We start from the raw sequence: 25,639 nt of genomic DNA, 5'->3' as shown, positions 1-25,639 counted from the left end.
TGTGCTGACGACCCGGGCACACCGGCCGTCGCATCGGGACCCCGGCGTCCCCAAGTTGTGCAAATCGACTTGCACACCGTAGGTCAGCCCCGCCCGGACTGTCAACGGGTCGACGGAGTCCGTTACTGACAAGCAATCCGGCGAAGCGCCGTCCGTTGTCGCACGCGTCGGAGATCGTCGGACATCTTCCGAAAAGCCGGTCGAGGGGCTAACCTCCCGCAGGACAGGCTCCAAATCGATTGGGACATCATGGTGCTGGGAAGGGAGAGATCATGAGACTCGGTGTGATCGGCCTCGGCGAGGTGGCCCAGGTGGTCCACCTGCCGCTGCTGGCCGGGCTGCCAGAACTGTTCGAGGTCCGCTCGGCGTGCGATCTCTCCCCGCGGCTGCTGCAGACCGTCGGCGACCGGTTCGGGATCCCGAACCGCTACGCCACCAGCGCCGAACTGATCGAGGCCGGTGACATCGACGCCGTCCTGGTGCTGAGCAGCGACGAGTACCACGCCGAGGCGGTTGTCGACGCTGCGCGGCACGGGCTGCATGTGCTGGTCGAGAAGCCGATGTGCCTCTCCCCGCGCGAGGCCGAGGAGATCATCAACGCCCGGGACCAGAGCGGTGTGACCGTGATGGTCGGATACATGCGCCGCTTCGCCCCCGCCTTCCTCGAGGCCAAGGAACTGTTGCCCGGCCTTGGTCGGGTCAACTTCGCCCGGGTCCATGACGTCATCGGGCGCAACCAGTTGATCATCGACCAGACCTCCTCGGTGGTGCGTCCCGGCGATCTGCCGCAGTCGGCGATGCAGGACCGCAGCGCCCGGGCCCGGGCGCTGGTGACCGATGCCATCGGCGACGTTCCGTCCGCGGTTGCCAACGCGTACCGGCTGCTGTGCGGGCTCGGCAGTCACGACCTCTCCGCGATGCGGGAACTGCTCGGCCCGGCCCGCGGTGTGCACGCCGCCCGACAGTGGCGCGATGGCGGCTACATCACCGCCCTGCTGGACTACGACGACTTCGTTGTGGCCTACGAGACCGGCGTGGACGAGCAGTTGCGATTCGACGCCCATCTCGAGGTGTTCACCGACACGACCAGTTTCCGGGTCCAGTACGACACCCCCTACGTCCGGCATCTGGCGACCACCCTGGAGATCGAGCAGACCAGCGGCGATGCGATCACTCGGACCGTCCGACGTCCCCACCTGAAGGATCCCTACACCTACGAGTGGGAATACTTCCATCACTGCGTCGTCGCCGGGGAACAGCCGAAGACGAGCCCGGAGGACTTCGTCTCCGATCTTCGGTTGTTCGCCGAACTCGTCCGCCACCTCGACAAGTGAAGCGTCGGAGGCAGCCGCTGTAACCACTGCGGGAACGGGTGTTCCCCGGACTGTCACGCAGCACAGGTGATCGACGAGCTCGGATCGAACTCGTCGGGCACTGTGAACCACCAGTCCAAGGAGGCAGCCATGCCCGCAGCAAACAGGATGACCACCGAGGTGGCCATCGACATCGCGCCCGTCGAGGGCCGGTACCGCGATCTCGGGAAGTTCACCGTCGGCTTCGAGACCTACAAACAGGATCTCGATCCGGCACCGTACTTCGGCGGTCTGCCCGACGATCGTTGTCCCTGTGAACATTGGGGAATCGTGACGGCGGGCCGGATCACGTTCCGGTGGCCCGACCGGATGGAGACCTACACCGAGGGCGATGCGTACTACGCACCACCCGGACACCTGCCGCTGGTCACGGCCGGCACCAGCGTCGTCGAGTTCAGCACGACCGAGGAGCTGTCGGAACTGATGTCGGTTCTGGAGAAGAACCTGCACGACGCGGCGGTGATCTGAATGACGACCACGCAAGCGTCACGGGCGGACGGGATCGACATCACCCGCCCGGTGGCCGACCTGGTGCGGTGGTTGGAGACGTCGGAGGGTGCCGAGGGCACCTTCGCCCCGGACTGCTTCGCCGACATCTCGCTGCCGCAGTGGCGGCTGCAGACCGACTCCCGCGAAGGTCTGGCCGCGGTGCGCGCCGACAACCACCCGACCGACGGACCGGGTTCGGTCCGCGTGGAACGGGTCGAGCAGACCGACCGCGGCTTCGTGATGTCCTTCGAGGAGCGGTGGCAGTACGCAGGACAGCACTGGTACTGCCGCGAGATGCTCCGGGCCGACGTCGGCGGCGGTCGGATCGTCGAACTCGCGGTCGCCTGCACCGGTGACTGGGACGAGGCCACCCAGCAGCGACACGCGCAGGAGGTCACCCTGCAACGGCCCTGAACGGCGCTCACAACGACGGACCGGCGTCACAATGGAGTTCTGGGCGATGTCGGTCCGTCGCCCGATCAGGACAGCCAGGAACACCGATGAGCGCACCTGCGGTGATCGACCTGCTCGACCGCGCCGACCACGAGCGCGCGGCCGGACGGGAGGACGATGCCGCCGCGCTCTATGACGAGGCGATCGCGGTCGCCCGGACATCGGGTGATCTCCAGTTGTGGATCCGGGCGTGCCTGGGCGCGGCGTCGCTGCATGTGTTCGGCACCGACCCGGGGCGGTTGCCGGCCCAGCTGTACGACCTGCTGGTCAGGACCACCGAGGATGCCGATCGCTCGCGGGTCGCGGCCGCTCTGGCCCACTGCTGGACCTACGGCGGACAGGCCTCCCGGGCTGCCCTCTTCGCGGCCGAGGCACTCGAGCGTGCCGAGCGGTCGGCGGACCCGGAACTGGTGGCGGACGCACTGGATGCGATGCTGGCCTGCCACTGGGGACCGGATGATCTTGAGCTCAGGTCACGGCTCGGCACGCGGTTGGACGAGGTGGCCGCGCACGTTCTGGCGCCGAACAGCCGTCTCCAAGCACATCTGTGGGGATTGCAGGTCGCCTGCGAGACCCTCAACATCCAGTCGCTGCATCGCCATCTGCGAGCGCTGGAACGACTGGGCAGCGAGTCACCGCGGGCCCGTTTCTTCGCCGCCTCACGGCGGCTGATGTACGACCTGCTCTGCGGCCGCACCGACACCGCCGAACAGTTGATCAACACCGCCGACTCGTGTTCTGGGGCCAGTGGTCTGGCCGACGCCTGGATGGTGGTGCTGGCGATGAGAGGGTACGCAGCGGTGATCGCCGGTGACCGCGACACCTGTGCCCGGGTCGCGGCTGAAGCCGAGGCGTTCGCGCTGGCCGAGGGAGCCGCCGAGGTCTGCGCAGAGGCGGCGTGGCTGTGGATCGGCGCCGACCGTCTTGACCATGCCGAACGACTGGTCGACACACTTCGCGGCAGAGTGCTGGAGGAACTGCCCCGGGATGTCAACTGGTTACTCACCCTGCAGGCGACCCTGGAGGCGGCGTTAGCCGCCGGATCACGCGAGGTGGTGGAGACGGCGGCGCGACTGCTCGGCCCGTACGAGGGTCGCGCGGTCTTCAATGCCGGCGCCGTGAACTTTCACGGCCTCACCGACGACACGCTGGCGCGAGCAGCCGAGATCACCGGTGATCTTGATCGTGCCAAGGCGTTGCGGGACCGGGCGCTCACCGGTTACATCCGGCTCGGCGCCCGCTGGTGGTACGACCGGTTGCAGGCCTGGGCGCCCGGCCGAACGCCCGGTTCGGCGCCGGTGACCACGCCGGCAACCACGCCGGCGACGACGGTACATCTGCACCCGATCGCCGGTGACCTCTGGCTGATCGGAGCCGGCGACGGCCGGCCGTTCCGCGGGCTCCGCGGATTCCAGTATCTGCGGATGTTGCTGTCCCGGCCGGGGAGCTGGATCCCGGCCGTCGACCTGGCCGGCGGCGGCACCCGGACTGTCGTACAACCCGCTGTGGACACCGTGATCGACGGCCGGGCCCTGGCGGCGTACCGGGCCCGGCTGGCCGCCATCGAGGAGGAATTGGCCGAGGCCGAGGACTGGTCCGATCTTGCCCGCATGGAATCACTCGGTCAGGAGCGTTCCGCTCTGCTCGATCAGGTGGCGGAGTCCACCGGGATCGGCGGCAGGCTGCGGCCCACCAGCTCCACCGCCGAGAGAGCGCGCGTCGCTGTCAGCAAGGCGATCAGCGTCGCCCTGGACCGCATCGAGCAACGGGATGCCGAGTTGGCCGAACATCTCCGGTCGTCGGTCCACAACGGGGCCGAGTGCAGCTACCAGCCGGGCGATGATCACCCGGTCTGGATCCTGGATGAGCCGGCGGTCTGAACCGCCGGCTTCACGGTTCGATCAGACCGGCACGGATCGCGTACCTGGTGACCTGCGTGCGATCGCGCATCCCGAGTTTGCTCATGATGTTGGCGCGGTGCCGCTCGACCGTCTTGATGCTGATCACCAGCGTCTCGGCGATCTCCTTCGAGGAGTAACCCTCGGCGATCAACTTCAGCACCTCGTCCTCGCGAGGCGTCATCAGCGTTGTCGGCACCTGTTCGCCGCGTCGCAACCGGGCGAGGTAGTCCCGGACCAGGGCGCGCATCGCACCGGGATAGACGAAGGCCTCACCGCGCATCGCGGCGCGGCAGGCTCGTACCAGGTCCTCGTCGGCCACCGACTTGAGCACATAGCCGCTGGCGCCGGCCTGCAACGCAGAGAAGAAGTACTGCTCGTTGTCGTGCATCGACAACATCAACAACCGCGGGCCGCCGGTGCGGCGGGCGATCTCCCGGGCGGCCTGCAGCCCCGTCATCCGTGGCATCGAGACGTCGAGGATCACCAGATCGCATTCCACGGTCCGGATCAGCTCGACGGCTTCGGCACCGTCGGATGCTTCGCCGACGACTTCGAGATCGGGTTCGGACTCCAGGATCAGGCGGATGCCGCGGCGCACCAGTTGATGATCATCGGCGAGAATGATCCGGATCGACTCGCCCGGGGTTCGGTGTGACGTGATCATGATCTCTGCTCCGCGCTGCTCTGTTCGCCGGGATCGATCGGGACGCTGAGCATCACCCGCGTCCCTCTGCGGGCCGCAGATGTGACGGTCAGCTCGGCGCCGACCAGCGCTGCGCGTTCCCGCATGCCGAGGATCCCCGAGCCGGGGACGATGGTGTCCTGGCCCCGGCCGTCGTCGATCACCTCGAGGACCGCGTTGTTCCCGATCTTGGTCAACGACAGCGTGACGTTGGCCGGACCGGCATGTCGGGCAACGTTGGTGAGCGCCTCCTGTGCGACCCGGTAGATCACCAGTTCCGTCTCCTTGTTCAACGGCGGTATGCCACGGCCGAAGATCCTCCGGACATGCACCGCGTTGATCATGGACAGATCGGTGCACAGTGCAGCCAGGGCGCTGTGCAGGCCGAGATCGTCCAGAACACCCGGACGCAGTCGCCGGGCAACTCGTCGGACGTCGTCCAGGCCGGTCCGGGCCGACTCACGGATCAGATCGATCTCCTCGGAGAGTTGATCGGGGGCCTTCGTCTCCAACTGCTTGAGCCCGAGCAGAACCACCGTAAGGCTCTGGCCGATCTCGTCGTGCAGTTCCTGGGCGATCCGGTGTCGCTCCGCCTCCTGAGCCGCCAACGCCTGGGCGTTGCTCCGGCTGCGCTCGGCTTCCAGCCGGTCCAACATCGCGTTGTAGCTGTGCACCAGCCGGGCGCCGGCGCCCGAGCCCGGGTCGGCCAGTCGGTGACCGGGTTCGGGAACCCGGACCGAATCCATTTCCCGGATGACCCGGTCGACCGGCGCCAGACTGAAACGGAGCAGCAGCGCATTCAGTCCGAACATCACCCCGAGGCCGATCGCCAGCACGACCGCCTCGGAGACCAGGACCTGTTCCGACACCCCGATCGGCGCCACCGCGAGTGCCGACGTGCCGACCAGGAAGACCACGCCGTTGGTCAGGCAGACCTTCCAATACAGCGACAGCTGGTGCCTTCCCATGTCGCAAGCGTCCCACGCTCTGCCAACCCCGGAATGGGTGGCAGCACCCATTCGCTTTTGGCGCTCTTCGACATTGACTTCAGGTAAGCCCCCAACCATGCCGACCCGAACGGGCCGTGCACGTCTTCAGGAGGTCACGTGTTGTTCCCTGCCCTGGCACCGATGGAAGTCACCCCGGCGCAGTCGGATGCGCTGTTTGTCGTGCTCATGCTCACCATTGTCGTGGTCGTGGTCCTGACGGCGACGGCTCATCGGGTTCCGCCAGGACACCGGCCGGTGGTGATCCGCGGGAACCAGGTACGGCGCCTCCCGCCGGGTCGGACGGCGATGCGGCTTCCGTTGGTCGAACGGGTTGTCGAGTGGCCGACCGGACCGGTGGAGGAACGCCTTCAGGTTCGCGCGCACACCCGCGACGGCGCCGAGGTCCGTGTGCTGGCCGAGGTCACGCTCGACCTGTCGCCCCCGCCGATCGGCTCGCCGCACGGTGACCCGATCCCGAGGGTGGCCGACGAATTGTGGCTGACCGTCAGCCGCCTGGCGGCCAGTCGCGAGGTGACAGACCTGCGGGATCCGACCAGCGGGCTGCGCGCAGCCCTGATCGACCGGAGATTCGCTGACGGTCTGGTGCGCGTGGCGGAGTTCAAGATCGCGGAGATCAACCTGCTCCTTCCCGAGCGGGCGGGTGGTGATCGATGATCGTCGCCGCCGCCGTGGTGATCTTCCTCATCAGCTACGCCTTGATCGCCACGGAGAAGGTGCACCGGGTCGCGGCGGCCCTCGGCGGGGTCGGAGCGATGACCATGATCGGGCTGGTCTCGGCCGAAAGCGCCTTCTTCGACCAGGAGACCGGCATCGACTGGAACGTGATCTTCCTGCTGTTCGGCATGATGATCATCGTCAGCGTACTGCGCAGGACCGGTCTCTTCGAGTTCATGGCGCTCTGGGCGGCACGAGCCTCCGGCGGCAGGCCGGCGCGGTTGATGGTGTTGCTGGTCATGGTGACTGCGGTGTTCTCACCCATCCTGGACAACGTCACGACGGTGCTGCTGATCGCTCCGATCACCTTGTCGGTGTGCCGGCGGCTGGGTCTTCCGTCGGCACCCTTCCTGATCAGCCAGATCCTGGCATCGAACATCGGCGGCACCTCGACGTTGATCGGCGATCCGCCCAACATCATCATCGGGAGTCGAGCCGGCCTGACCTTCGACGACTTCCTGGTCCACGCGCTGCCGCTGACCGTGATCATGATGGTCGGGCTGATCCTGCTGTTGCGGCTGCTCTTCCGCAACCAGCTGAAAGGCATGGTGGACATTGAGCTGGCGATGGGTGTCGGCAGGCCGTCCGACGCGATCCCCGACAAGCGGCTGCTGGTGAAATGCCTGATCGTTCTCGGCGCGGTGATGGTGGCGTTCAGTCTGCACACGGCGACACATTTCGATCCGTCGATCGTTGCGATGCTCGGCGCCGGCACCATGGTGCTGGCCGCGCGAAGCAGCCCCAAGGAATTCCTGTCGGACGTCGAGTGGCCGACCCTGGCGTTCTTCATGGCGCTCTTCGTGCTGGTCGGTTCACTGGTCGAGGTCGGTGTGATCGGCCGGCTCGGGCAGCTGGCGGCAGGCCTGATGGCCGGTGATCAACTTCTCGGGTCGTCGGTGCTGCTGGTCGGGTCCGCGGTGATCGGCGCGTTCGTCGACAACATCCCGTACACCGCCGCGATGGTGCCGATCGTGGAGGAGATGGTCGCGTCGACCGGGGTGACCGGCGCGGCGAGCCCGCTGTGGTGGGCATTCGTCTTCGGCGCGGACCTGGCCGGCAATGCCACCGCGGTCGCCGCCGCCGCGAACGTCGTGGTCCTCGGCATCGCGGCCAAGGCGGGTGAGCCGATCAGCTTCTGGCAATTCACCAAGTACGGCATCGTCGTGACTGCGGCGACGATCGCCATGGCCTGGGTGTATGTCTGGCTGCGCTACTTCGTTCTGGCGTGATCCGATGCGCGTGAGGCGTCGCCGTTCAGCGCCGCACCGACCGGCTCCTCGGCTATCGGCGCGGGCTGGACGGCCGCCTCCGGGTCGTGGCAAAACGCTTGATGAGCGGCTCGGCGACGCGTGGCGCCAACGGTCCGACTACGGCAAGGATCAAGACGTACGCCGCCGTCAACGGGGCCAGCTCCGGCGCGGCGGCAGATCCGATCAGTCCGGCGATGATGATCGAGAACTCGCCTCGCGGCACCAGCGCAGCGCCGGCACGCAGCCGGCCGGGCTTGCGGATACCGGCCCGACGGCCGGCGACCCAGCCGGACCCGAACTTGGTGGCGATCCCGATCGCGGCCAGCACGAGAGCGGGCAGCAGCACGCTGGGCAGTTGCCTGGGGTCGGTGGACAGGCCGAAGAAGACGAAGAACACCGCGGCGAACAGGTCACGCAGTGGTTCGAGGATCCGGTGGATCCGCTCGGCCACGTCGGAGGACAACGCGATCCCGAGCAGGAACGCCCCGACGGCCGCAGAGATGTTCGCCGCTTCGGCGGCTCCGGCGACCAGCAGCGCCAGCCCGACCATCCGCAGCAGCATCACCTCATTCGACCGGGAGATGACCAGTTTCGTCACCACCGGCCCGAACTTCAGGGCGACGATCAGGACCACCACCAGCACGGCCAGCGCGATGACCACCGAGACGGCGGCCGGCAGTCCACCGGCCGAAGCGGCCAGGGCGGTGAGGATCGGCAGATAGACCGCCATCGCCAGATCCTCAAGCACCAGGATGCTCAGCAGGGCCGGAGTCTCCCGGTTGCCGAGCCGACCGAGATCGACCAGCACCTTGGAGACGATCCCGGACGAGCTGATGGCGGTGATGCCGAACATCGCCACGACCTCGGTGACGCCCCAGCCCATGATCACGGCGAAGGCCACCCCGGGTAGACCGTTGAGCAGAAGGTCGACCAGGCCCGCCGGTGCCTGCGTTCGGAGGTTCGCGACCAGGTCCTCTGCGGTGTACTCAAGACCGATCAACAGCAGCAGGAGGATGACGCCGATCTCAGAACCCGCGGCGAAGAATCCGGTCGGCGCGTTGATCGGTAGGAAACCACCGCTGCCGAAGGCCAATCCGGCCAACAGATAGAGCGGGATTGGGGACAGTCCGAACTTGCCGGCCAGCCGGGCGAGCATGCCCAGGGCGAAGAGGACCGCACCGATCTCAAGGAGGAGCTGGGTCAGGTTGCCATGACCCATGCGTCAGCTCGGATTGAGGATTGCGTCGACGGCTTTCACGCCGTCGTCGGTGCCGACCACGATCACCTTGTCGCCGGCCTGGAACACGAAGTTCGGCCGCGGCGACACCTCGACGCCGTCCCGACGGGCGACTGCGACGATGGACACGCCGGTCCGGGTGCGGATCTCGGCATCGCCCAGCGTCCGCTCGACGTACGGCGACTCGGGCGAGATCGGGATCCCGGCGGTCGCCAGGCCCTCGACCTGCTCCCTGAGTCGCGCCAGTCGCTCGATCACCCGGGGCGCACCCAGCAGCTCGGCCAGCACACTGGCCTCCTCGGCATCCATCTCGACGCTCACCAGCACAGCATCCGGATCGGCGTCGTCGTAGACGATCAGCTGCCGTTCACCGGTCTTCTTCGACAGGACACCAACGCGCTGCCCGCTCAGACAGAGGAAATCCCGACGCAACCCAACGCCCGGCAACTTGACCTCTTCGACCTCCATGGGTCCAACACCTCCAACTATGCAACCACCCGACCCTAACCGTTCATTCCAAGCTGCCGTCGGCATCCCGGCCCGGCCCCGTCCCCCCAATCCCGTCCCCAACCACGCGCCGGCCCGCCGCCCCACGCCGTCCAGACCTCACCCCACCCCACCCCGTCCCAACCCCACCCCAGACCACCCCGCCCCAACCACCCCGCCCCAGACCACCCCGCCCCAACCACGCCGCCCCAACCGCGAAGGTCAAAGTTTGATCCAGCGGCTCCGACACGCCGATGACAACGACCCCAGGATCAAATTTTGACCTTGCGTACGAGGAGGAGCGACGGTGACCTTGCGTACGAGGAGGAGCGACGGTGACCTCGCATACGGACGGGCGGTGACTCCTTGGCTGCGCGAGCCGCCGGCAAGATCGGATCCGCCCAACCCCCAAACCACGAAGGTCAAAGTTTGATCCCGCGGCTCCGACACGCCGATGACAACGACCCCGGGATCAAACTTTGACCTTGCGTACGAGGAGGGGCGGGCGTCGGCGGTCGTCGGATGCGTCGATCATCGGATATGTCGATCAGTAGTCGGGAACGGTGACCTCGGCGCCACCCACAAGCGCGGATTGATGCGCGCAGATGCCGGGCGCGGTCCAGCGCGCGGCGATTCGGGCGTTGATCGCCGATGCCCGCCCCTCGACGATGCTGCGGACGAACTCGTCGACCAGGAAGGGATGCGATCCGCCGTGGCCGGCTCCGATCGACACCGGGGCGGCCATACCGGGCAGCCGTAGCCGGGTTGGTCGGACGAAGCGGTGCAGCGCTTCCGGGAGCGACTCGACGTCGTCGGGCGGTTCGATCTGCCGGACGCTGACCTGGTTGCCGCGGCCGCCTTCCGGTGGGCCGGTCATCCGGTGGATCGTCAGCGGCCCCTGGTTGTCGTCGGGCCATTCGACGCCGAGGCGTTCGCCGTACACGGCGAAGCCCTCGATGTAACTGCGTCCGGTCTGGAAGAACGCCATCGTGATGTCGGCCAATACGTCACTGTCGCGGAGCCCGAACAACCCGACCTCGGCCGGGAAGGGGTTGTCGAAGCCTCCGCCAGTCCGCTCCGCGCTCAGCCGACCCGCGCCGCGGGCGGTGACCGTCGCGACTCCGGTATCGAGTAGGGCCAACACCGGCGCCAGCGCGTGGGTCAGGTAATGCATCGGCGGGAAACCCTGCCAGTAGCCGGGGAAGCCGTCGAGGTTCTGGACGTGGAAGCCGCGGTACAGGGTGAGCGGTCCGAACTCCCCCGCGCGGTGCAGCCGCTCGACGTAGCGGTATTCGCGACCGAAGACAGCGGTCTCCATCATCATGTAGCCTCCACCGGACGCCTGCTCCGCGGCGATGATCCGATCAAGATCATCAAGAGTCGTCGCCATCGGTACGGCACTTGCCACGTGTTTGCCGGCGCCCAGTGCCGCAACCACCAGATCGGCGTGGGTGGAGACCGGCGTCAGGATGTGAACCGCGTCGACGGATTGGTCGGCGAGTACCCGGCCGATGTCGTCATACCCCTCTTCGACGCCGTACCGGTGTGCCACTTCGCGACGACGCTGCGCATCGGATTCCACCAGAACGACTCGCTGCACATCCGGGTGACACAGGTAGATCGGGACAAAATCCTGTCCGAACCCGAGCCCGACGACAGCCACGGTGATTCCGGCCGGAGCACTCATCCGTTCGTCCTATCACCATGATCACCCCTCTCGCCATGATCATCGCCATCCGGTCGTCGACTCATTGTCGTTCCGAATGCGAATCATTCCGGCGGCGCAGTTCATTGACACGCAGTACGGGATGCCGTATGTTCTGCTTAGCTTTTGAAACGTTGCAATCAATGTCGCTGCAACCAATGCGAGGACGCATGAAGCTCGGATGCAACACCGTCCTGTTCGGCTCGGTCGATCTGGAGACCGCGCTGGACCAGATCGCGTTCGCCGGTTACCAGTACGTGGAGCTGGCCGCCATCGTCGGCATGTGCGAGCACTTGTCACTGGACAGTGATCCGCCGCGGATCAAGGAGTTGATCAGCAGTCGCGGGCTCACGGCGACCGCGATCGAGGCCGCCAGCACCGACACCGACCGGCTGCGCGGCATCTTCGGGCTGGCACGAGACCTGGACATCCGGATCGTCAACATCGGCTCGGGCGGCACGGCCGGTGACGAGGACTCGACCAAGGCTGCGGTCGAGCACATCCGTGATCTGGCCAAGTTGGCCGATGATCATGATGTACGGCTCGCGGTCAAGCCGCACGTCGGCCAGGCGATCTATGACGGCGCCACCGGTATGCGGCTGATGGAGGAGGTCGGCGAACCTGCTCTCGGGCTGAACTTCGACCCGAGTCACCTCTTCCGCGCCGATGAGGATCCGGCCGAGATCGCCCACCGCTGGGGCGAACGCATCCTCACCTCGCACTTCCGCGACTGCGGCTCCCGCGAGCGCCAGGTCGGCCCACCACCGACCCAGATCCCGGGCCGAGGCATCGTCGACCTGCCTGCCACGCTCGCCGCACTGGAGAGTGTCGGCTACACCGGGCCGCTCAACCTGGAGATCATCGGCGCCAGGGATTACACGCTCGCCCAGGCAAGCAGCGTGGCTGCCGAAGCCCGCGGCTACCTCAATCGCTGTCTACAGGAGATCTGATCATGCTGCGCGTCGCCGTCGTCGGCCTCGGAGGCATCGGCCGAACACATACCCGCTGTTACGACGCAAACCCCGACGCCCAACTCGTCGCACTCTGCGACCTGCTGCCCGAACGGGTCGACCCGGTGGCGAAGGAGTACGGCGTCCCCGCCTATCACGACCTCGACGAGATGCTGCGGTCCGAGCAGATCGACGCCGTCAGCGTGGCCACCGCCGGCCCGGAGAACGGCGGCCACCATTACGAGCCGACAATGACACTCCTGTCGGCCGGAAAGCACGTGCTGGTGGAGAAGCCGATCTCCAACGACATCGAACGAGCCCGGGAGATGGTCGCCGCGGCGAAACAACACGGGCTGCTGCTCGGAGTCGATCTCAACCACCGATTCACCCCGGCTGCGGAGCGGGCGAAGAAACTCCAGACCGACGGCGAGTTGGGCGACGTGCTCTTCGTCAACATGAACCTGTGGATCAACAATCCCAACGAGAGTTCCCCGTGGTTCCACCTGCGGGCGCTGCACTCGCATTCGATCGACGTGATGCGCTACTTCGGCGGGCCGATCCGCAAGGTTCAGGCGTTCTGCCACAAGGGTCCGGGCCGGCAGATCTGGTCCAATGCGTCGATCAACGTGCAATTCGCCAGCGGAGCGGTCGGCCACCTCACCGGCTCCTATGACGCCAGCGGACTGCACCCGATCGAGCGCTGCGAGGTCGGCGGGTCCGGCGGCCGGTTCGTGATCGAGAACGTCTTCCAACGCTTGGAATTCTTCCCGCGCAACTCACCCGAGAAGCTGGTCGTCGACAGTTCGATCATGGGCGGCATGACGGCGTTCTCCCAGACCTTCGACAACCGCATCAATGCCTTCGTCGCGCAGGTCGCCGCCGGTGGGCCGATCGACGGCTCCGGTGACGAGGGCCTTGCGGCGCAGGAGGTCATCGAGGGCGCGATCCGGTCCTGGGAGAACGGCACCATCGAGGAGGTCAACGGGTGAAGCCGCCCAACGTCGTGCTGATCGCGCTCGACACCCAGCGCGCCGACCACCTCGGCTGCTACGGCTACAACCGGCCGACCAGCCCCAACATCGACGCGATCGCCCGTCAGGGCGTGCTGTTCGAGAACTGCATCGCACCCAACATCCCGACCCATCCCAGCTTCTCCACGATGTACTCGGGCAAGGAGGCCATCACCCACGACATCGTCAACATCGGCGGCGGCGTTCCGATCCGCGACGGCATCAGACTGCTGCCGGAGATCATGGCCGAGAACGGGTACGCCACCGGTGCTGTCGACAACCTCGGCCGACACTTCAGCCGCGGCTACCAGACGTACCGGACCTACGAGTGGGATCGCTCGGACCCTACCGTGTTGGCCAAGGCCGAGACGGTCAACGCCGTGGCGCTTCCGCTGCTGGACGAACTGATCGCAGACGTTCGGCCGTTCTTCTGTTTCCTGCATTACTGGGACCCGCACACACCGTTGCTGCCGCCGCCCGGCTACCGCGACCTGTACTACCCCGAGGATCGGGATCCGTACGACGTCGACAACCACAGCCTGGACGAGGCGTGGTCCTGGGAGCCGTTCAAGTGGTACTTCCACGACTGGATGCCCGGCGTCACCGACGCCGACTACGTGATCAACCTCTTCGATGGCGAGATCACCTATATGGACCAGCAGCTGGCCGAGGTCTTCGCCAGGCTCGGCCCGGTGCGCGAGGACACGTTGTTGATCATCACCGCCGACCACGGTGAGGTGCTCAATGATCAACTGGGCTACTTCGACCATCACGGACTGTACGACGCGGTGGTGCGCATTCCGTTGGTCATGTCCATGCCCGGCACACTGCCTGCCGGGCGACGGGTCCCCGGAATGGTGCAGAACCTCGATCTGGCTCAGACCGTTCTTGATCTTGCCGGAATCCCGCAACGCGAGGGCATGGAGGGACTGTCGTTGCTGCCGTGCCTGTACGGCGCGCGCGACGGCAACTATTCCGAGGTCTTCCTGTCCGAGGCGACCTGGCAGGTCAAGCGCGGCATGCGAACAGATCGGTGGAAGCTGATCCGCTCCATCGAGCCGGACCGGCACGGACGACCGATGAAGGAGCTGTTCGACCTGGCGGCCGACCCGGACGAGCAGCACAACGTTGCCGATGCGCGCCCGGAGGTGGTGGCCGATCTGGAGCAGCGGCTCGACGCCTGGCTCGCCAGGCGGCTGGTCGAGACCGGCCGGGATGCCGATCCCGTTGCAGTGCAGGGACTGTGTGCCACGCAGATCGGTGAACCGATCCCCGGCGAGACGGTCGGCGCCGGCGCGACGCCGCTGCACGAACGCGTCGGGTCCCGGGCGGCGACCGTTCCCGATCCGAACGAGCTGAACGCCGGCACGTGCTGAAGGTGGTGTGATGGCGGTTCGGCTCGGCGTCGTCAGTTTCGCCCACGCCCACGTACACGCCTACCTCGACGCCATCGCGGCGATGGACGATGCGGTTGCCGTCGCCGGCTGGGACGACGATGCCGAACGCGGCCGGCAGGCGTGTCACCGACACCAGCTTGCCTTCGAGCCCGAGCTCGATATGCTGCTCGCTCGGGACGACATCGACGCCGTGTTCGTCACCAGCCAGACCAATCGGCATGCCGAACATGCCGTCGCCGCGGCGCAGGCGGGCAAGACGGTGCTGCTGCAGAAGCCGATGGCGCTGACCCTTGCCGACTGCGACCTGATCGTCGACGCGGTACAGCGCTCCGGCGTCGGATTCAGCATGTGCTACCAGATGCGCTGTGACCCGGTGAACCAGAGGATGAAGCAACTGGTCGACGACGGTGCAGTCGGCAAGATCGCCGTCGTACGCCGACGGCATGCCATACCGATGCTGCTCGATCCCGCCTTCGCCCGGCCGGGCAACTGGCACATCGATCCCGTCGCGAACCTCGGCATGTTCGCCGACGACGCGTCACATGCCGCTGACTGGTTCTACTGGATGCTCGGCCGACCGGTCAGCGTTATGGCCGAGATCGACAACGTGATCACCGACGTCGCACCCGATGACAACGGTGTCGCGCTGTTCCGCTTCGCCGACAAGGAGATCGGCATCCTGGAGAACTCCTCGACCACGCTGGCCGCCGAGGCAACAACAGAGATCTACGGCGACCAGGGCGTGATCATTCAGAACTACGGCGATCTGCCGTCCTCGTCCGTGCCGCGGCCGCCCAGCCCCATCGCGCTCAAGATCTATCGCACCGACGACCCACGCTGGCACGACCTCGGGCTTCCGGCCGAGACCCAGCAGGGCGACCGGATCGCTGCCGTCGCCCGCCCGGTCGTCGACTACCTGCACGGCAGGCGGGGACCGATCGCCACGGCCGCCGACGGCAGGGTGTGCGTCGAAATGATCTTGGCCTCCTACCGGTCAGCCGAGGAAGGACGTCGCATCGCGCTATGACGCGTCCGAACATCGTCATGATCGCGGTCGACACGCTGCGCCCGGATCATCTCGGCTGCTACGGCTATGCCCGACCGACCTCGCCGGCCATCGACCGGCTGGCCGAGGAGTCGCTTGTCTTCGATCGTGCCTTCGCTGCCGGGATACCGACCACGCCGTCCTTCACCACCATGCTCACCGGGTTGCATCCCTATCGGCATCGCGTCCTGACCCACCCGGGGCAGCATCTGGCCGGATCGACGCGCTTGCTGCCGCAGTTGGCCAAGGCGGCCGGCTACACCACGATCGGCTGCGACAACCTGGTCGTACAGGGTGGTGGACGCGGAGCATGGTTCGCCCGCGGCTACGACTTCTACACCGGCTTCGTCTACCAACCGTTCGGCGAGCAGAGCGCCGACCTCACCGATCGAGCGCTGCGGCTGGCGAACCAGGCGGGCGACGGGCCGACGTTCCTGTTCGTGCACTACTGGGATCCGCACACGCCGTACGGTCCGCGGCCGCCGTACGACACCATGCACTATCAGCCGGGGTCGGGTCCGGTCGACCTCGCCGATGTGCGGGCGATCCATCCCGAGTACTACACGGCCTTCCTGGCCGAGATGGATCTGCGGCACGAGGACTATGCCTATGTCGTTGCCCAGTACGACGGGGAGATCAGCCAGGTCGACGCGCAGATCGGCCGGCTGCTCGCCGGACTACCCGAGCCCGCGATCGTGCTGTTGGTCTCCGATCATGGTGAGGCGTTCGGTGAGGGAGGTCTGTACTTCGATCACCACGGCCTGTACGACGCCGTCACCAGGATCACGATGATGCTCCGGGTGCCCGGTGAGCCGGCTGGACGGGTCGAGGCGATGACCTCCACCGAGGACGTCCTGCCGACGCTCTGCGCGCTCGCCGACCTGCCACTGCCGGAGTACCCGATCACCGGGCAGGACGCGCTCGCCGGCCGCCGACGGGAGCGGATCGTCTGCGTCGAGTCCAGCCGACAGGCGTCGTTGGCACTGCGTACCGAATCGGCCAAGTTGATCCTGCCGATCACCGAGGACGCCGACGGCCGCCCACTGCCTGACCTCTACGGGCGGTTGCGCCGGCCCGATCCGCAGTTGTACGACCTGGGTGTCGACCCGACGGAGAGCTGCAATGTCGCGGCTGCCCGTCCGGAGATCACCGCGGCTCTGCTCGCCGAGCTCGACGCGTGGCGGACCGCCGAGGTCGGCGATGGCGCCGACCCGATCCTGACCAGTGGGCTGAGCCTGCCCTACGACAGGTTCATGGAGCGCCGCCTGGCCAGGCTCCGCGAAACCACCGACTAGCTGTACCCGGCCACGAGATTGGTTACAGCCGGCTGATCGGTGGGAGCCCGCCGAGTGCGGTGTGTCGGCGTCGAGTGTTGTAGAGGTTGAGCCAGGGCGCAAGGGCCGCTGCGCGTTCGGCGTTGCTGGTGAAGACTTGGTGGTAGGCCCACTCGATGGCCAGGGTGCGGTTGAAGCGTTCGACTTTGCCGTTCTGCCACGGGCAGTGCGGCTTGATGAACTTGTGTTTGGCGCCGATCGTCGTGATCACAGCAGCGAGGTCGGCTGATCGGCGATAGGACCAGTGATTGTCGGTGATCACGCGTTCGATCCGGTCGATGCCGTGATCGGCGAAGTATTGCGCGGCGCGCGCCAGGAAGCTGGCGCAGGTAGGTCCTTTCTCGTCGTCCAGGATCTCGGAGTAGGCCAGCCGGGAGTGGTCATCGACAAGCGAGTGGACGTAGTCGTAGCCGATCCGGGCCTTCTTCGCTGCGGCGGTTGAGCCCATCTGCCGGCCGTGGGCCTTCCAGCCGCCACCATCGGGGATTTTGCCTATTTTCTTGACATCCATGTGCACCAGCTCGCCCGGACGATCGCGCTCATAGCGGGTTGTGGTGGTCTTGGAGGCTCTGATCACCTCACCGGTCAACGGATCACAGTCGGCCAGGTAAGGAATCTGGCGACGGCGCAGGACCCGGCACACGGTGCGGGCCGGGACACCGAGCTCGGGACCAATCCAGTCCTGGCCCCGCCGTTGGCTCCGGCGCAGCTCGATGATCTTGTTCTCCACCGCTACCGGAGTCCGGTTCGGGCAGTGATGCGGACGTGAGGACCGGTCTTCCAGACCGGCCTCGCCCTCAGCTCGATACCGTCCAACCCAGCGACTGGCACATTGACGGGACACCCCTTGAGCCTTCGCGGCATGGGCGACCTTCCAGCCCTGGTCACAGACACGTTCGACCAACAGCTTGCGGCCACGAACATTCAAACGCGCGTTACGGTGGGACACGAGGACCTCCTGGAACGGTGAAGACGGCTATCTCCACCGCACCCGGAGGTCCTCCTCAGGTCAACAACCGACGCGGAGTGTCATCAACGTCCCGGCCGAGTACAACTAGCGCTCTGCTCTTTGCCCGTAGACATTCTGGTATCTGGCGTGGAGCGCGTCGATCGCTGTCGGATCGATGGGCGCGACCTCACCGAGTTGCCGGGCGAGGTGGACCGTCCTGGCCACCTCCTCGCACAGCACCGCAGCCTTCACCGCCTCCAGGGCGCTCACGCCGACAGTGAAAACGCCGTGGTTGCGCATCAGTACCGCCGGAGATCGGTGCCGGCCAAGGGTCTCGACGATGCCGCGCCCGATCGAGTCGTCGCCGATCAGGGCGAACGGCCCCACCGGTACATCTCCACCGAACTCGTCGGCCATCATCGTCAGCACACAGGGGATCGGCTGACCACTGGCTGCCCACGCAGTGGCATAGCTGGAATGGGTGTGAACCACTCCGGCCACGGCAGGCATATGACGATAGACATAGGCGTGGGCTGCCGTGTCGGACGACGGGGCGAACTCCCCGTCGACCAGCCTGCCGTCAAGATCACAGACCGGCATCGCCTGCGGTGTCAAGGCGTCATAGTCGAGACCAGACGGTTTGATCACGAGCAGATCCGCCCCGGGCACCCGCGCGGATACATTGCCGTCGGTCCAGCAGACCAACCCGCGATGGGCCAGTTCGGCATTGAGCTCGCAGACCTCGCGGCGGACAGCGTTGATCAACTCTGAGCCGATCGCGAGGCTCATGCCGCACGCCCCTTTCTGGCTCGGCGGCGGATGTCTTTGAGCCGGTGCATCACCAAGTTCTGGCCCCGCCCGAAGTAGTCGTGCAGCTGCACGTACTCGCTGTACAGCTCGTCGTAGCGGGCCGCCCGTTCGGGGTCTGGGACGTACACCGACTTGTCCAGCCTGCCCATCACCGATGCAGCGGCGGGTACGTCCGGATAGGCGCCCGCGGCCACAGCAGCGTGGATGGCCGAGCCCAACGCGGGCCCCTGTCGGGACCCGATGATCGACACCGGCATGCCGAGCACGTCGGCATAGATCTGCATCAGCATTCGGTTGCGGACCAGACCGCCGGCAGCGACGAACTCCTCGACGGGAACGCCCGATCGGTTGAACGCCTCCACGATCATGCGGGATCCGTAGGCCGTGGCCTCGATCAACGCCCGATAGACGTCTTCAGCCTTTGTGGCCAACGTCTGTCCGATGAGCAGGCCCGAAAGATCGTGATCAACCAGCACCGACCGGTTCCCGCTGTGCCAATCAAGCGCAAGTAGCCCGTGCTCTCCGGGCGACTGCTGCTCAGCCAGCTCACTGAGCAGCTCGTGGACACCGATGCCGCGCCGATCCGCCTCCTGGCGATAGGAGCCCGGAACACAACAGTCCACCCACCAGGCAAAGATGTCACCCACTCCGCTCTGGCCGGCTTCGTAACCCCACAAGCCCGAGACCACACCACCGACGACCGCGCCGCACATTCCCGGAACCTCGAAGAACCCGCTGCCGTTGACGATGTGGCAGGTCGAGGTACCCATGATCGCCACCAGTTGGCCCGGCGTGATCGCATTTCCGGCGGCAGCGGTGACATGCGCATCGACGTTTCCGGCGGCCACCGGGATGCCCACAGGCAGATCGGTCCAGGATGCCGCCTGTGCGGTGAGCCGCCCGGCCCGTTCACCAAGACCGATGATCGGTTGTTCGAGCTTGTCGGCCACGAATCCGGCGAACTCCGGATCGAGCCTCGACAGGAAGTCCGGGGACGGGTAGCGGCCCTCCTGCAGGATTCCTTTGTAGCCTGCACTGCAGGCGTTGCGGGTGTAGCGCCCGGTCAGTTGCCACACGATCCAATCCGCGGCTTCGACCCATCGGTCGATCGCCGCGTATGTCGTCGGGTCTTCCTGCAGGATCTGGAGTGCCTTGGCGAACTCCCACTCGCTGGAGATCGTCCCGCCATAGCGGGACAGCCATGGTTCACCCCGCTCGGCAGCGATCCTGGTGATCAGTTCGGCCTGCGGCTGGGCGGCGTGGTGCCGCCACAGCTTCGGGTAGGCATGCGGGCGGTCGGTGTAGTCGGTCAGCTCGCACAACGGCGTACCGTCGGCTGTAGTCGGAACCATGGTGCAGGCGGTGAAGTCGATCCCGATCCCGATCACCTGACCGGGATCGACACCTGCCGCCCTGATTGCCTCCGGTACGGCTCGGCGAAGTACGTCCCGGTAATCGTCGGGCACTTGCAGCGCCCAATCCGGCGGCAGCACCTCACCCGTGACCGGAAGTGTTCGATCGACGACGCCGTTGCGGTAGGGCTGCACTGCTGAGCCGAGCTCTGCACCATCGGTGACCCGTACCACCAGCGCGCGCCCCGACAACGTCCCGAAGTCGATCCCGACAACGACAGCTTTCGCATCGACGTCTGATCCGGGATGGTGCTGGGCGGACGTCAGCCGAGGTTCCATGGTCGCCGCCAACGTTGCAGGTTCTCCAGAGCGCGCCGGGCAAGATCATCCTGGCTCGGCGCGAAGGAACGCCAGATCGACGCTGCTGTTGCGATCGAGGCGTTGTCGGCGGTGAACGATTCGAAGCCGAGCATTCCGCGGTAGCCGACCCGCTCCAGGCCGCTGCGCACCGCCGGCCAGTCGATGTGATCATCTCCCGGCGCACCCCGGTCATTGCCGCAGACCTGCATATGTAACAGCCGGTCGCCGACAACATCGAATGCAGCACCGAGGTCGCCCTCCTCGATGTTCATGTGATAGCTGTCCAGGTTCACGCCGATCACCTCGCGAGGAAGCGGATCGATGGCATCCATCACCTGCTCTGCCGTGGTCAGCAGACTTGTCTCGTACCGATTGAGTGGCTCGATGGCCAGCCGGACGCTGCGCGACGCGGCGTGGTCCACCAAGGGCCGGTACGACTCGCGCAACGTGGTGATTGCGGTCCGCCGTTCGTCGGGCGACATCCGCCAGGTGCGGCCGACCGACGTGTACATCGGCCCGATCACCAACGGAGCTCCGACCCGCGCGGCCAGGTCGATCGCGCCACGGACGTAGCCCTGGGTCTCCTCGATCACTCCGGGTGCTGCACAGGTCAGTTCCCGGCCCGGACCGAAGACACCACCGACCACCCCACGCAGCCCGAGGCTGTCAAGGGTCTGCCTCGCCCGGTCCGGGTCCCAGTCGGCAAGGTTCTCCGTTGCGATCTCCACCCCTTCATAGCCCCAGGACGCAATCTTCTCCAGCGTCGTGTGCAGTGTTTCGTCGGTGATGGGCGAATGCCAGACGAACGTGTTCACCCCGATCGGGAGGGCTTCGACGATGCGCTCGTCGGTTCGACTCGGTGAGGATGCGGTACCCGTCACGCCATACCTCCGATCAGTCGGCTCACGTATTTCCCGTTTCGAGCGACCGCGGCATCGGGATCGTCCTCCGCGCTGGGCGATTCGTCCTCGAAAGTCACCCACCCGGAGAAGCCGCGGGAAGCGAGGTGGTCGAGCACGGCGGGGACGTCGACCACGCCGGAGCCGATCTCGGCCCAGGTGCCGTCCGTCGCCAGATCCTTGATGTGGACATGATCGACCCGATCACCCCAGTCCGTGACGACGGTCAATGGATCCATTCCACCGCGGGCGATGTGTCCGAGGTCCGGCGTCAGGTTGATCAAGGGGTCGAGCAGGTCAGCCATTCGTCGGTAGTCCTCAGCGGTTCGGAAGACCGATCCGCCGGGAGAGTTGGGATGAAAGCTACAGATGATTCCCCGGTCCGCAGCCCGACGGGCTACGGCGGCCATGCAGGAGAGAGCGTTGTCTTGCCGTTCGACCAGATCACGGCGATCTGCGCCGGGTGCCGGACACAGGATGATCTTGGCGCCCGGGATCGCGGCGACACAATCGATCACTGTATCGGCGTCGCCGCGTTCGGCCGGAGACTCCTGGTCTCCCCGCCACGGTTCGACCAGAACAAGCGCGGCCAGCTCGAGACCGTGCCGGTCGAGCGTGTCCTTGAGTTCGGCCGGGCTCCAATCGTCGCCCAACATCACCACCTCCGGCTCGAATCCTCTGAAACCAGCCTTCGCGGCGGTGGAGATCATGTGATCCAATCGTCCGCGATAGGTGGCCAGGTTCATTTGCCAGCTGTAGGTCTGACAGGCGTAACGCAGGTCGGAAAGTGTCTTCGCCCCGGCATCCGGTTTGTGTTCGATCATGACAGGAACTCCTCGACAAGGTCGTTGAATCGGCCCAGTTCCTCCCAGTGATGAACATGTCCGGTTCGCTCGAACAGTTCGTACCGTGCGTCGGGAATGGCATCGGCAACCTCCCGGGAGAGGTGCCGCGGGATGAACCGGTCCTCACCTCCCGCGGTGACCAGGGTCGGCGCAGCGATCCGGCCGAGTCGGCCTCGGGTGTCGTGCCGCAGGCAGGCGTCGATCTGCGCCTGCAAGGGCGCGACGCCGACGTCCGGCGGAACCTTGCGGGCGGCCAGCAGGTCCTGGTGGTGACCGGCGAACCAGCGTGGCGTCCAGATCAGGGTCTGCAGATGGCTGGTGAAGGTGGCTTCCTCGGCAAGCGTCCGGATCCTGCCGATCCCTCGCAGTACGTCTGCGACATAGGCGTCCGGCCCCGCCCAGGTGGCGACAAGGACAAGCCGCTCGACCAGCTCCGGGTGGTTCAACGCCAGCTCCTGAGCGATCGCGCCGCCCATGGAGATGCCGACGACCTTGCAGGCACCGAGATCCAGTCGGCCGATCAGGTCGGCATAGTCCTCGGCAAGCTCGGCGGTTCGGTACGGACCTGGAGTCGCCGGCGAGGCACCGGCGCCCCGATTGTCGGGGACGATGCAGCGGAACGAGCGCTCCCATTGCTCAACGTGCGGCTGCCATGCAGCGCCGGACGCGTTGAGGCCCATGATCAGGATGACCGCCGGACCGCTCCCGGTGTCCGTGTAGGACAGCTCGACCGCCGTCCCTGCGGCGGTGATCATGATATCCCGACGGCCCAGCCGACGGCGTTGCACAGCAACCGTCGGACGGGTTCCTGCTGGAGGTCCTCGGCATGTCCGAGACTGGTGTAGAAACGGCGTCGATTGTCCGGTTCCCCATACCAGGCGACGGGCCCCGGCGTCGGCGGGCACTGTGGATCGACGGGAGCGCCGTCGAGAATCGGCCGGCACCACGGTTGCAGCTCGGTGTGATAGAGCCAGGAGCGGACGTGGAATTGGTCGGGTAGCCCTCTGACGAACTCGACCGGAGCGTCGGCGCGCAGGGTCACCTCCGTGCTGGAGTCGTGGCCGTGGTGGCTGATCCACGGTGAACCGAGCACGTCTCGCCCGAAACCGAGGTTCCAGTCGGCCCACGGCTCCTCGGGGGCGAACCGGAAGGCATGGGTCGAGGTGCGCAGTCCGACGACGGCTCCCCCACGTTCGAGGAAGGACTCCAGGGCTTTCATCTCATCGTCCGGGAGTCTCCGGAAGCGGGTGTAGATGATCAACAGTTCGGCATCCTCCAGGTCGCTGAGATCGCCGAAGGACGATTCGGCGAAGTCCGGCTCATCCGGTATCGACGACGGGGTGTGATACCTGACCCGTGCACCCAGCTCGCGTTCCATCAGGGAGGCGATCGGTCGCATGGTCAGGTGAGACCGGTATTCCGGCTCGCCGGCGAGCATCACGATCTGCGAAGGCATCAGTAACCCACCTCCTCGGCTCCGAAGGGATACAGGATGACCTTTCCGCATTCGCCGCGATCCTGGAGATCCATCGCGACGCCGACCGCATCGAGGGGGAGCCGGTGGGTGATCATCATGTCGATCCTTGCGGCTGCGGCTCTGATCATCGACCACATGCCGGCCAGGTTCACGGCGTGGTTCCAGTGCCAACAGGAATAGATGTCCAGTCCGGCAGGGATCGGTGTGGTGAAGGTGACCTCTGACGTCCAGGCGACCAACGCCAACCCGCCGCGCACCCGGATGCTCCCGGCGAGGGCCGCCGCGGCACCGGGCGCTCCGCTGGTTTCGATGCCACCGTCGGCTCCGCGGCCCTCCGTCAAGTCTTCGACGGCCGCTGCGACATCGACCTTGAGCGGATCGAGGACCTCGACGGCGCCCAGCTTTCGAGCCAGTTCAGTGCGATACGGCTGAGTGTCCAGCGCCACCACCCGGGAGCCCCGAGTGGCTCCCTGGAGCACTGCCCCGAGGCCGACCGCGCCGCAGCCGGAGACGACGGTGGTGTCCAGTACCGATGTCCCGAGCCGCAGGTGAGCGGTGAACGTCGGGCCGAACCCGCAGCAGGCCATTGCCGCATGGTCCAGCGGGATGTCGTCAGGAACCTTGATCAACAGGTAGTCCGGCTTGAGGACGTACTGCGCAATGGTGCCGACACCGGCCACAGAACCGGTCTCGGCGAGAACATCGCGCTGGTTCGGGCAGTGGATGTGTTCCCCGCGGGAGCAGAGCCAGCAACGGCCGCACGCGTATTGCGGCATGACCACGACCCGGTCTCCCACAGCAACCGCCGTGGACGATCCGGGGTCGACAACGACACCAGCGGCCTCGTGCCCGAGTCGATCTCCCGGTCGACCGTCGCGTCGTTGTTTGAACTCGGTACACAGCGGGGCAACCAGGATCTTCACGACCACGACGTCTCCGCCGGCTCTGGGGTCCGGCAGATCCGTGACGTCGATCATCCCCGGCCCGGTGATTGCGGCTGCCTTCATCGCACGACCTCCTGTGGATCGTCAGCGTGGTTGAGCAACTCCCTGACGAATCCAACGGCATCACGACCGTCGGCCTCGGCAGTCTCACAGAAGCAGAAGTCGACGGTCCAGAACGGCAGCGCGAAGAGTTCGTCGGGAATGGCTTCGACCAACTCATCGAAATCGATCCTGCCTTGGCCGAACGGGAGGTGCGAGCTCGTCTCGTCGTTGTGCAAGGAGCCGTCGCTGTCGATCAGATGAAGGTGCCCGATGTGCCCGGACAGCAGGCGGGCGTACTCGGCGACGCCGCCGGGCAGGATCTCCGGATCGGCACCCTGCCGGGCCCCCATCACCGCGCCCGTGAACGCATGGGAGCTGTCGAACAATACCGAGAAGTTCCGGTGATCGACTTCTTCGACGGCGCGCACCACCTGGCTGGGCCGATTCAGCCAGAAACCCGGTTCGAATTCCCAGATCAGTCTGACTCCGCTGTCCTCGGCGTGGCCGGCGGCAGCCCGCCAGGCTGTGATCAACCGTTCGAAGCGCTCCTCATCCATCGGTCCGGGCGGCGACACCGTGTCGGTCCGCAGAATTGAGATCTGCATGTTCCGACAGAAGGCGAGCGCGCTGTCGATCCGGGCGAGATAGTCCCCCAGTGCGACGTCGGCGGGGGGCGTCGAGCGGAAATCCGGTGCGTACCCGGAGATGGCCAGGCCGAGACCGTCGAGCAGCTCGCGAAGTGGGACACATTTCTTGGGAGTGTCGAAGTCCTCGTCGTGGGGATGGGGACGGAAACCGTTGATCTCGATCGCGTCGTAGCCTGCGTCGGCAAGGTACTCCGCGACCCGTTGCAATGGCCAAGGGGCGGGCTCGAAAGGGCCGAAAGCAAATGCCCAGGAGCCGAACGAAAGCGAGGGCCGGTTAC

Annotated in this window: 25 protein-coding genes; 11 read left to right on the top strand and 14 right to left on the bottom strand. The window is 66.3% G+C overall.

The window, feature by feature from the left end; genetic code table 11:
- The first annotated feature begins 272 nt into the window (after positions 1-272).
- The 4 genes from GJV80_RS21310 to GJV80_RS21295 all read left to right on the top strand — a co-directional run bounded on the left by GJV80_RS21310 (position 273) and on the right by GJV80_RS21295 (position 4,195).
- On the top strand, positions 273-1,334 hold the full coding sequence (locus GJV80_RS21310; RefSeq protein ID WP_154689613.1) for a Gfo/Idh/MocA family protein: 1,062 nt from the start codon (positions 273-275) through the stop codon (positions 1,332-1,334).
- A gap of 129 nt (positions 1,335-1,463) precedes the next feature.
- The gene (locus GJV80_RS21305) at positions 1,464-1,841 is read left to right on the top strand and encodes a cupin domain-containing protein (protein ID WP_154689612.1); all 378 of its coding nucleotides are present in this window, start codon (positions 1,464-1,466) and stop codon (positions 1,839-1,841) included.
- On the top strand, positions 1,842-2,276 hold the full coding sequence (locus tag GJV80_RS21300; protein ID WP_154689611.1) for a hypothetical protein: 435 nt from the start codon (positions 1,842-1,844) through the stop codon (positions 2,274-2,276).
- Positions 2,277-2,362: 86 nt separating this feature from the next.
- Complete coding sequence (locus tag GJV80_RS21295; RefSeq protein WP_154689610.1) at positions 2,363-4,195, top strand: hypothetical protein; 1,833 nt, start codon at positions 2,363-2,365, stop codon at positions 4,193-4,195.
- A gap of 10 nt (positions 4,196-4,205) precedes the next feature.
- Here GJV80_RS21295 and GJV80_RS21290 read toward each other — a convergent pair whose 3' ends face one another.
- Positions 4,206-4,880: a response regulator transcription factor gene (locus GJV80_RS21290; RefSeq protein ID WP_154689609.1), complete on the bottom strand. Its 675-nt coding sequence runs from the start codon at positions 4,878-4,880 to the stop codon at positions 4,206-4,208.
- Positions 4,877-5,866 carry a sensor histidine kinase gene (locus tag GJV80_RS21285; RefSeq protein ID WP_154689608.1) on the bottom strand — a complete coding sequence of 330 codons (990 nt, stop codon included), beginning with the start codon at positions 5,864-5,866 and terminating at the stop codon, positions 4,877-4,879. Before GJV80_RS21285 ends, GJV80_RS21290 begins: the two co-directional genes overlap by 4 nt.
- 138 nt (positions 5,867-6,004) lie before the next feature.
- Here GJV80_RS21285 and GJV80_RS21280 point away from each other — a divergent pair, with 138 nt between their 5' ends.
- Positions 6,005-6,562, top strand: coding sequence for a hypothetical protein (locus GJV80_RS21280; protein WP_154689607.1), 558 nt, complete (start codon positions 6,005-6,007; stop codon positions 6,560-6,562).
- Positions 6,559-7,851, top strand: a complete 1,293-nt coding sequence (locus GJV80_RS21275) for an SLC13 family permease (protein ID WP_154689606.1) — start codon at positions 6,559-6,561, stop codon at positions 7,849-7,851. The genes GJV80_RS21280 and GJV80_RS21275 overlap by 4 nt, the downstream gene beginning before the upstream one ends.
- A 52-nt stretch (positions 7,852-7,903) precedes the next feature.
- On the opposite strand, the gene GJV80_RS21270 is transcribed toward GJV80_RS21275, so the two are convergent.
- The 3 genes from GJV80_RS21270 to GJV80_RS21260 all read right to left on the bottom strand — a co-directional run bounded on the left by GJV80_RS21270 (position 7,904) and on the right by GJV80_RS21260 (position 11,282).
- A complete protein-coding gene (locus GJV80_RS21270; protein WP_154689605.1) occupies positions 7,904-9,091 on the bottom strand; it encodes a cation:proton antiporter in 1,188 nt (395 codons plus the stop codon).
- 3 nt (positions 9,092-9,094) lie between these two features.
- Positions 9,095-9,577: a cation:proton antiporter regulatory subunit gene (locus tag GJV80_RS21265; RefSeq protein WP_154689604.1), complete on the bottom strand. Its 483-nt coding sequence runs from the start codon at positions 9,575-9,577 to the stop codon at positions 9,095-9,097.
- 565 nt (positions 9,578-10,142) lie between these two features.
- Positions 10,143-11,282 (bottom strand): Gfo/Idh/MocA family protein, encoded by a 1,140-nt coding sequence (locus tag GJV80_RS21260; RefSeq protein ID WP_154689603.1) that lies wholly within the window; start codon positions 11,280-11,282, stop codon positions 10,143-10,145.
- Between the two features lie 188 nt (positions 11,283-11,470).
- On the opposite strand from GJV80_RS21260, the gene GJV80_RS21255 reads away from it, so the two are divergent.
- The 5 genes from GJV80_RS21255 to GJV80_RS21235 are packed head-to-tail and all read left to right on the top strand — an operon-like array spanning position 11,471 to position 16,997.
- On the top strand, positions 11,471-12,250 hold the full coding sequence (locus GJV80_RS21255; protein WP_195909057.1) for a sugar phosphate isomerase/epimerase: 780 nt from the start codon (positions 11,471-11,473) through the stop codon (positions 12,248-12,250).
- A 2-nt stretch (positions 12,251-12,252) separates the two neighbouring features.
- The gene (locus GJV80_RS21250; protein WP_154689601.1) at positions 12,253-13,239 is read left to right on the top strand and encodes a Gfo/Idh/MocA family protein; all 987 of its coding nucleotides are present in this window, start codon (positions 12,253-12,255) and stop codon (positions 13,237-13,239) included.
- Positions 13,236-14,636: a sulfatase gene (locus GJV80_RS21245; protein ID WP_154689600.1), complete on the top strand. Its 1,401-nt coding sequence runs from the start codon at positions 13,236-13,238 to the stop codon at positions 14,634-14,636. Before GJV80_RS21250 ends, GJV80_RS21245 begins: the two co-directional genes overlap by 4 nt.
- Before the next feature lie 10 nt (positions 14,637-14,646).
- Positions 14,647-15,684, top strand: coding sequence for a Gfo/Idh/MocA family protein (locus GJV80_RS21240; RefSeq protein ID WP_154689599.1), 1,038 nt, complete (start codon positions 14,647-14,649; stop codon positions 15,682-15,684).
- Positions 15,681-16,997, top strand: coding sequence for a sulfatase (locus tag GJV80_RS21235; RefSeq protein ID WP_154689598.1), 1,317 nt, complete (start codon positions 15,681-15,683; stop codon positions 16,995-16,997). The genes GJV80_RS21240 and GJV80_RS21235 overlap by 4 nt, the downstream gene beginning before the upstream one ends.
- Positions 16,998-17,019: 22 nt before the next feature.
- Here GJV80_RS21235 and GJV80_RS21230 read toward each other — a convergent pair whose 3' ends face one another.
- The 9 genes from GJV80_RS21230 to GJV80_RS21190 form a co-directional block, all read right to left on the bottom strand.
- A complete protein-coding gene (locus GJV80_RS21230) occupies positions 17,020-17,985 on the bottom strand; it encodes an IS481 family transposase (protein WP_154689139.1) in 966 nt (321 codons plus the stop codon).
- Between the two features lie 105 nt (positions 17,986-18,090).
- The gene (locus GJV80_RS21225) at positions 18,091-18,750 is read right to left on the bottom strand and encodes an L-ribulose-5-phosphate 4-epimerase (RefSeq protein ID WP_230208455.1); all 660 of its coding nucleotides are present in this window, start codon (positions 18,748-18,750) and stop codon (positions 18,091-18,093) included.
- 20 nt (positions 18,751-18,770) lie between these two features.
- A complete protein-coding gene (gene araB, locus GJV80_RS21220; RefSeq protein WP_195909056.1) occupies positions 18,771-20,486 on the bottom strand; it encodes a ribulokinase in 1,716 nt (571 codons plus the stop codon).
- Complete coding sequence (locus GJV80_RS21215) at positions 20,471-21,388, bottom strand: sugar phosphate isomerase/epimerase (protein WP_230207917.1); 918 nt, start codon at positions 21,386-21,388, stop codon at positions 20,471-20,473. Before GJV80_RS21215 ends, araB begins: the two co-directional genes overlap by 16 nt.
- Positions 21,385-22,230, bottom strand: coding sequence for a sugar phosphate isomerase/epimerase (locus GJV80_RS21210; protein ID WP_154689596.1), 846 nt, complete (start codon positions 22,228-22,230; stop codon positions 21,385-21,387). The genes GJV80_RS21215 and GJV80_RS21210 overlap by 4 nt, the downstream gene beginning before the upstream one ends.
- A complete protein-coding gene (locus GJV80_RS21205) occupies positions 22,227-23,006 on the bottom strand; it encodes an alpha/beta fold hydrolase (protein ID WP_154689595.1) in 780 nt (259 codons plus the stop codon). The genes GJV80_RS21210 and GJV80_RS21205 overlap by 4 nt, the downstream gene beginning before the upstream one ends.
- Complete coding sequence (locus GJV80_RS21200; protein ID WP_195909055.1) at positions 23,003-23,707, bottom strand: ThuA domain-containing protein; 705 nt, start codon at positions 23,705-23,707, stop codon at positions 23,003-23,005. Before GJV80_RS21200 ends, GJV80_RS21205 begins: the two co-directional genes overlap by 4 nt.
- Positions 23,707-24,735: a zinc-binding dehydrogenase gene (locus GJV80_RS21195; protein WP_154689593.1), complete on the bottom strand. Its 1,029-nt coding sequence runs from the start codon at positions 24,733-24,735 to the stop codon at positions 23,707-23,709. Before GJV80_RS21195 ends, GJV80_RS21200 begins: the two co-directional genes overlap by 1 nt.
- Positions 24,732-25,568 carry a sugar phosphate isomerase/epimerase gene (locus GJV80_RS21190; protein ID WP_195909054.1) on the bottom strand — a complete coding sequence of 279 codons (837 nt, stop codon included), beginning with the start codon at positions 25,566-25,568 and terminating at the stop codon, positions 24,732-24,734. The genes GJV80_RS21195 and GJV80_RS21190 overlap by 4 nt, the downstream gene beginning before the upstream one ends.
- Positions 25,569-25,639 lie beyond the last annotated feature (71 nt).

The sequence above is a fragment of the Microlunatus sp. Gsoil 973 genome, from assembly GCF_009707365.1.
Taxonomy (GTDB): Bacteria; Actinomycetota; Actinomycetes; order Propionibacteriales; family Propionibacteriaceae; genus Microlunatus.
Note: the sequence above shows the minus strand (reverse complement) of the source record. Positions and strands in the feature narration are given on the sequence as shown.

Excerpts from the sequence above, each read along its gene's own strand:
- GJV80_RS21310 (WP_154689613.1), top strand. The coding sequence starts at position 273 with ATGAGACTCGGTGTGATCGGCCTCGGCGAGGTGGCCCAGGTGGTCCAC.
- GJV80_RS21305 (WP_154689612.1), top strand. The coding sequence starts at position 1,464 with ATGCCCGCAGCAAACAGGATGACCACCGAGGTGGCCATCGACATCGCG.
- GJV80_RS21300 (WP_154689611.1), top strand. The coding sequence starts at position 1,842 with ATGACGACCACGCAAGCGTCACGGGCGGACGGGATCGACATCACCCGC.
- GJV80_RS21295 (WP_154689610.1), top strand. The coding sequence starts at position 2,363 with ATGAGCGCACCTGCGGTGATCGACCTGCTCGACCGCGCCGACCACGAG.
- GJV80_RS21290 (WP_154689609.1), bottom strand. The coding sequence starts at position 4,880 with ATGATCACGTCACACCGAACCCCGGGCGAGTCGATCCGGATCATTCTC.
- GJV80_RS21285 (WP_154689608.1), bottom strand. The coding sequence starts at position 5,866 with ATGGGAAGGCACCAGCTGTCGCTGTATTGGAAGGTCTGCCTGACCAAC.
- GJV80_RS21275 (WP_154689606.1), top strand. The coding sequence starts at position 6,559 with ATGATCGTCGCCGCCGCCGTGGTGATCTTCCTCATCAGCTACGCCTTG.
- GJV80_RS21270 (WP_154689605.1), bottom strand. The coding sequence starts at position 9,091 with ATGGGTCATGGCAACCTGACCCAGCTCCTCCTTGAGATCGGTGCGGTC.
- GJV80_RS21265 (WP_154689604.1), bottom strand. The coding sequence starts at position 9,577 with ATGGAGGTCGAAGAGGTCAAGTTGCCGGGCGTTGGGTTGCGTCGGGAT.
- GJV80_RS21260 (WP_154689603.1), bottom strand. The coding sequence starts at position 11,282 with ATGAGTGCTCCGGCCGGAATCACCGTGGCTGTCGTCGGGCTCGGGTTC.
- GJV80_RS21255 (WP_195909057.1), top strand. The coding sequence starts at position 11,471 with ATGAAGCTCGGATGCAACACCGTCCTGTTCGGCTCGGTCGATCTGGAG.
- GJV80_RS21250 (WP_154689601.1), top strand. The coding sequence starts at position 12,253 with ATGCTGCGCGTCGCCGTCGTCGGCCTCGGAGGCATCGGCCGAACACAT.
- GJV80_RS21240 (WP_154689599.1), top strand. The coding sequence starts at position 14,647 with ATGGCGGTTCGGCTCGGCGTCGTCAGTTTCGCCCACGCCCACGTACAC.
- GJV80_RS21235 (WP_154689598.1), top strand. The coding sequence starts at position 15,681 with ATGACGCGTCCGAACATCGTCATGATCGCGGTCGACACGCTGCGCCCG.
- araB (WP_195909056.1), bottom strand. The coding sequence starts at position 20,486 with ATGGAACCTCGGCTGACGTCCGCCCAGCACCATCCCGGATCAGACGTC.
- GJV80_RS21210 (WP_154689596.1), bottom strand. The coding sequence starts at position 22,230 with ATGATCGAACACAAACCGGATGCCGGGGCGAAGACACTTTCCGACCTG.
- GJV80_RS21205 (WP_154689595.1), bottom strand. The coding sequence starts at position 23,006 with ATGATCACCGCCGCAGGGACGGCGGTCGAGCTGTCCTACACGGACACC.
- GJV80_RS21200 (WP_195909055.1), bottom strand. The coding sequence starts at position 23,707 with ATGCCTTCGCAGATCGTGATGCTCGCCGGCGAGCCGGAATACCGGTCT.
- GJV80_RS21195 (WP_154689593.1), bottom strand. The coding sequence starts at position 24,735 with ATGAAGGCAGCCGCAATCACCGGGCCGGGGATGATCGACGTCACGGAT.